Origin of the sequence: Herbaspirillum sp. B65 (assembly GCF_000333555.1) — a bacterium.
GTDB classification, from domain to species: domain Bacteria; phylum Pseudomonadota; class Gammaproteobacteria; order Burkholderiales; family Burkholderiaceae_D; genus Herbaspirillum; species Herbaspirillum rubrisubalbicans.
The window spans coordinates 1-5,427 of the sequence record NZ_BADI01000246.1; the positions used below are offsets into that span (position 1 = coordinate 1).

Here is a 5,427-nt window from a genome sequence, read left to right on the forward strand (position 1 = left end):
GAGATTTCCTGGATCGCTGGGAACAGGCGCGCGCCCCGGACGGGGCGGCGCTGACTGCCTTCGTCGGGCGCCTCACCGCCATCCGGCGCGACTTCGAGGTGCTGCGTGCGAGCTACTTCCTGCATGGCAAGCAGAGGGTGGCCGATGACTTGCCGGATGTGGCCTGGTTCGATGAGGCGGCGCGTCCGGTCTCCAGTGCAGACTGGAACAACCCGGTGGCGCGCGCCATCACCCTGCAGCTGGCCGGCAAGCGCCACGAAGCGCACAAGCAGTTGAGCTCGCGCCTGCACGATGCGGCCAACGCGGACGGCCCGGGCGAGGTGCCACAAGCCACGCCGGACGTGCTGATGATCTTCGTCAATGCCGGTCATGAACCGATCCAGTTCCAGTTCCCGCGCACCATAGGCGAGTATTGCCTCTTGCTCGATACCGCCGAGCCGACCGGAATGCCCGACGGCCAAGGCGTCGCCCTCAAGCTGCCCGGCAGCGCCACGGTACAGGTGCAGGCGCACAGCCTGCAAGTGTTTGCCAACCGTCCCTTGCACCTGTCCTCGGCCATCTATCCCTTGGCCGCCAATGAATGGATTACCCGTAACGAATGGGGAGAACGCGCATGAGCGCCCGCTTTTCCGTGACATTGCCGTTTGGCGCGCAAGTGAGCGCGCCCGGCCAGGTACGCTTTCGCGTTTGGGCGCCCGGCGCCGAGGCGGTGGCCGTGGAGATCATCGGTCGTGAGCGCCTGCCGATGAGGCCGGAAGACGCCGAGTCGCCAGCTTGGTACGTGCTGGAGGTCCCATGCGATCCCGGTACGCTCTACCGTTATGTATTCCAGACCCGCGCCCAGGGTGAAGTGATCGCCCCCGATCCCGCCTCGCGCGGGCAGGCCGGCGATGTGTTCGACCCCAGCGTGGTGGTGGACCCCCAAGCCTATGTTTGGCAATACCCGCACTGGCAGGGGCGCCCCTGGGAAGAGACGGTGCTCTACGAATTGCATCCCGGCGCCATGGGCGGCTTTGCCGGCATCCAGCAGCGCCTGGGCGAGCTGGCCGAGTTGGGCATCACGGCCATCGAGCTCATGCCGGTGGCCGAATTTCCCGGTGCCCATAACTGGGGCTATGACGGCGTCTTGCCGTTTGCGCCGGACGCCAGCTATGGCACGCCCGAGCAATTGAAGGCCCTGATCGATACCGCCCACGGGCTGGGCATGATGGTGTTCCTGGACGTGGTCTACAACCACTTCGGCCCGGACGGCAATTTCCTGCATTGCTATGCCCCTGAATTCTTCCGCCAGGACCGGCAGACCTTGTGGGGCGCCAGCATCGATTTCCGGCGCCCGGAAGTGGCCGATTTCTTTACCCAGAATGCCCTCTACTGGTTGCAGGAATACCGTTTCGACGGCCTGCGCCTGGATGCTGTCCACGCCATCTGCGAGCCGGACTGGCTGGTCACGCTGGGTCAGCGCATCCGCGCCGAGATCGGCAGCGCCCGCCATGTGCACCTGGTGCTGGAGCATGACGGCAATGCCGCCCATCTGCTGGGCTACACAGCGGCCGCCGCGGCCGAGGCGGAAGTGGCCGAGATCGGCCAGGTGCGCCAGCGCTCCAGCCAGGTCTATGACGCCCAATGGAATGACGATGCCCATCACGTCCTGCACGTACTGTTGACCGGCGAAGACAGCGGCTACTACAGCGCCTATGCCGACGCGCCCGCCGAGAAACTGGCGCGCTGCCTGCAGCAGGGCTTCGTCTACCAGGGCGAGGTCTCGCCCTATTCGGGGGAGCCGCGCGGCGAACCCAGCGCTGACTTGCCGCCCACGGCCTTCGTCAACTTCCTGCAGAACCACGACCAGATCGGCAATCGGGCCTTTGGTGAAAGATTGAGCGTGCTGGCCCATCCGCTGGCGCTCCATGCCGCCCAGGCGCTGATCCTGCTGGCGCCGCAGGTGCCGATGCTATTCATGGGTGAAGAATTCTGCGCGGTACAGCCGTTCCTCTACTTCACCAGCCATCGCGATGAAGCGCTGGTTGCGGCCGTGCGCGAAGGGCGGCGGCGCGAGTTCGCGCGTTTCCCGCAGTTTGCCGATCCCAAGCTGCTGGAGCAGATCCCGGACCCCAACAGCTTCGCCACCTTCGTCTCTTCCATTCCCGAGCCCGGTCCGGCCCCGGCGTCGGCCGCCTGCCTGCGGCGCGTGGCCGAGCTGCTGCATCTGCGCAGGCACCACATCGCGCCTTACCTGCGCGGTGCCAAGGCCTTGGCAGCACGTGCCATCGGCCCCAAGGCGGTCCATGCGCGCTGGCAACTGTCCAATGGCAGCGTGCTCAACATCACCGTCAACCTGGACCAGGCGCCCTTGCAGGAAACCCTGGACGACCTGGCCCAGCCGGCCGGCGCCGATGTGCTCTTTGACAGCGGCGGGGCACTGCAAGCCTTGGCCGAGGGCAGCTTCCCGGCGCACGCCATCCTGGCCTTGCGCGAGCCGGCCAGCCAGGCGGGGAGGGCAGCATGAGCAGCGCGCTCTGGAGACAATCGGTGCCGACCACGGCCAAGCCGGAGCTCACTTCGGTAGCATGCCCGGAAAATGATTTATATCGTTTGGCCCGACGCGCCGGTATTGCCGTGCAATGGACCGATGCCTACGACCAGCCACAGACGGTACAGGAAGACGCGCTGCGCGCCATCCTGGACGCCCTGGAATTGCCCTGTTCGACCCCCGGCGACTGCCGCGACAGCCTGGCCCGGCTGGCGCGCGAGCAGGCGGTTGGCTACCTGCCGCCGCTGTTGACGGGGGTGCAGCACCAACCGGTGGTCTTGCCGGCCCATTCGCGTCTGCATGGCCTGTCCTGCCGGGTCGAGCTGGACAACGGGGCGCGCCTGATGTTGCTCATTTCTTCCGACCTCAACCAGCCGCCTACGCTGCCGCCTATCGAAGTCCCGGGTTATCACCGCCTGCTGGTGGCCGGTCACATCCTGACCCTGGCCATTGCGCCGCCGCGTTGCTATACCTTGGCGGACGCATTGGCCGGGCAGGGCAGTGAACGTGGCTGGGCGCTGACTGCGCAGGTCTATGGCCTGCGCAGCGATAGTCTCAAGGCGGCACGCAAGGTCTACGGCGACGGCGGCATCGGGCACTTCGGCGCGTTGGCGCAACTGGCGACGATGGCGGCCGACTATGGCGCCGCGGCATTGGCGATGTCGCCGCTGCACGCGATGTTTGCGGCCGACCCTGGACGCAGCAGTCCCTATTCGCCCTCCAGTCGACTGTTCCTCAATCCCTTCCTGATCGATCCGGCCGGCATTCTCGGCGAGGATGCGCAGGCCCAGGTGCTGGCCGAGGGTGGCTCGGAAATGATTGCTGCCCATGAACGCCTGCAACAGGCCAGCCTGATCGATTGGTCGCGGGCCGGTGCGCATCGGCTGAGCTTGTTGCGGCGTCTATATGCACTTTTTCGTACCGAACAGGCCCGCGATGGCGGGCAACTGGCGGCCTTTGCGGCCTTCCAGCGCGAAGGCGGGGCCGCCTTGCGCGCCCATGCGCTATATGAAGCTTACAGCCAGCACCTGAGCAACCAGGGCGCACCCGGTCACTGCGACTGGCGCCAATGGGGTGCTGCCGGCCAGCATCCCGAGACGCCCGAGATGCAAGACTTCGCCCGCCAGCACGCCGGTGAACTGGACTTCCACCTGTTCCTGCAATGGCAGGCGGCGCGCCAGTTGGGCGCTGCCCAGCAACGCGCCCGCCAGGCCGGTATGCGCATCGGCCTGATCGCCGACCTGGCCGTGGGGGCCGACAACGGCGGCAGCCAAGCCTGGAGCCATCAGGGCGAGATCGCCGCGGGCTTGACGGTCGGCGCGCCGCCGGATCGTCTGGCGCCGCAGGGTCAGAACTGGGGACTGGGCGCATTCTCGCCGCTGGCCCTGCGCCGCACCGGCTATCGCGGCTATCTCGCCATGCTGCGCGCCTGCTTTGCCCAGGGCGGCGGTGTGCGCATCGACCATGTGCTGGGCTTGAATCGCCTGTGGCTGGTGCCGCAGGGGCGCCAGGCCGATGCCGGCGCCTACGTCGCCTATCCGCAGCAGGACATGCTGCGCCTGATCGCGCTGGAATCCTGGCGGCATCGCGCCGTGGTGATCGGCGAAGACCTGGGCACGGTGCCGCCCGGCTTCGACCAGGTGCTGGCCGAGGCCGGGGTGGCGGGCATCCGCGTGCTCTGGTTCCAGCGCGACAAGCAGAACTTCCTGCCCCCGGCGGCCTGGTCGCGCCAGGCCATTGCGGTGACCACCACGCATGACCTGCCGACGGTGGCCGGCTGGTGGTCCGGGGCCGATCTGGCTTGGCGCGAACGGCTGGGGCATCTGCCACAGGGCTTGCCGGCCGCGCTGACGCAACGTAGCCAGGAGCGCAGCCAGCTCTGGCACGGGTTGGTCCAACAGGGTTGGGCCAGCGGCCCCTTGCCACACGTAGCGCCAGCATTGGCCGAAGACATGGCGGACGCGCCCGCGCCGGCTGCCCTGGAGGATTGCGCCATCGCGGTGGATGCCGCGCTGCAGTGGGTGGCGGCCACGCCCGCGCCGTTGGCCGTGGTGCCGCTGGAAGACATCCTCGGCCTGACCCAGCAACCGAACCTGCCCGGCCTCACCGACCCACACCCCAACTGGCGCCGCCGTCTGCCCGCCGATACCCCGCAACTATTTGCCGACTATGCCGCCCGCGCGCGGCTCGAACGGCTGCGCCGCGTGCGCGGTGCCGCCCCCAAGGAGAACTGATGCCAGATCCTTCCGCTTGCCCAGCGCGCACAGCGCGCCGTGGCGTGCCGCGCGCCACGGCACGGCTGCAACTGCACCGCGATTTCCGTTTCGAACACGCCGCCGAGGTGGTGGATTACTACCAGCGCCTGGGCATCAGCCACCTTTACCTCTCGCCCATCCTGGTGGCGCGTCCCGGTTCCAGTCACGGCTATGACGTGGTCGATACCACCCGCATCAACCCGGAACTGGGCGGTGAAGAGGGGCTGCGCCAGTTGTGCCAGCGTCTGCGCGCCCAGGACATGGGGCTGATCGTCGATATCGTGCCCAACCATATGGCGCTCGGGCAGCACAATGCCTGGTGGCAGGATGTCCTGCGCTGGGGCCGCCACAGCCGCCACGCTGACTGGTTCGACATCCAGTGGGACAGCCCCGATCCGGCCCTGGCGGGCAAGGTGTTGCTGCCGTTTCTCGGCCAACCCTATGCCGAGACCCTGGAAGCCGGAGAGCTGGTATTGCAGTTCGATCCAGAGCAGGGCGAGCTGTACGTGGCGCATAACGAACATCGCTTCCCGCTGGCGCCGCAGGATCACGCGGTGGTGCTGGAGACGGCAGGCAGTGCGCGCCTGGCTGATGCGATGGCAGCCTTCCAGGCCATCGACGCTGGCCATCCCGACCAGACCG

Annotated in this window: 3 protein-coding genes and 1 pseudogene; all 4 read left to right on the forward strand. The window is 67.6% G+C overall.

Features of this window, described 5'->3' with window-relative positions; all coding sequences use genetic code 11:
- Positions 1-617: pseudogene (locus I5W_RS06465) on the forward strand (glycogen debranching protein GlgX); the annotation flags it as partial.
- Positions 614-2,506: a malto-oligosyltrehalose trehalohydrolase gene (gene treZ / locus I5W_RS06470; RefSeq protein WP_044528616.1), complete on the forward strand. Its 1,893-nt coding sequence runs from the start codon at positions 614-616 to the stop codon at positions 2,504-2,506. The pseudogene I5W_RS06465 and the gene treZ, both read left to right, overlap by 4 nt.
- Complete coding sequence (gene malQ, locus I5W_RS06475; RefSeq protein WP_044528617.1) at positions 2,503-4,764, forward strand: 4-alpha-glucanotransferase; 2,262 nt, start codon at positions 2,503-2,505, stop codon at positions 4,762-4,764. The genes treZ and malQ overlap by 4 nt, the downstream gene beginning before the upstream one ends.
- Positions 4,764-5,427, forward strand: a 664-nt coding sequence (locus I5W_RS06480; protein ID WP_044528618.1) for an alpha-amylase family glycosyl hydrolase, incomplete at its 3' end; no start/stop codon positions are given. The genes malQ and I5W_RS06480, both read left to right, overlap by 1 nt.

Coding starts and splice junctions, on each gene's coding strand:
- treZ (WP_044528616.1), top strand. CDS start 614: ATGAGCGCCCGCTTTTCCGTGACATTGCCGTTTGGCGCGCAAGTGAGC.
- malQ (WP_044528617.1), top strand. CDS start 2,503: ATGAGCAGCGCGCTCTGGAGACAATCGGTGCCGACCACGGCCAAGCCG.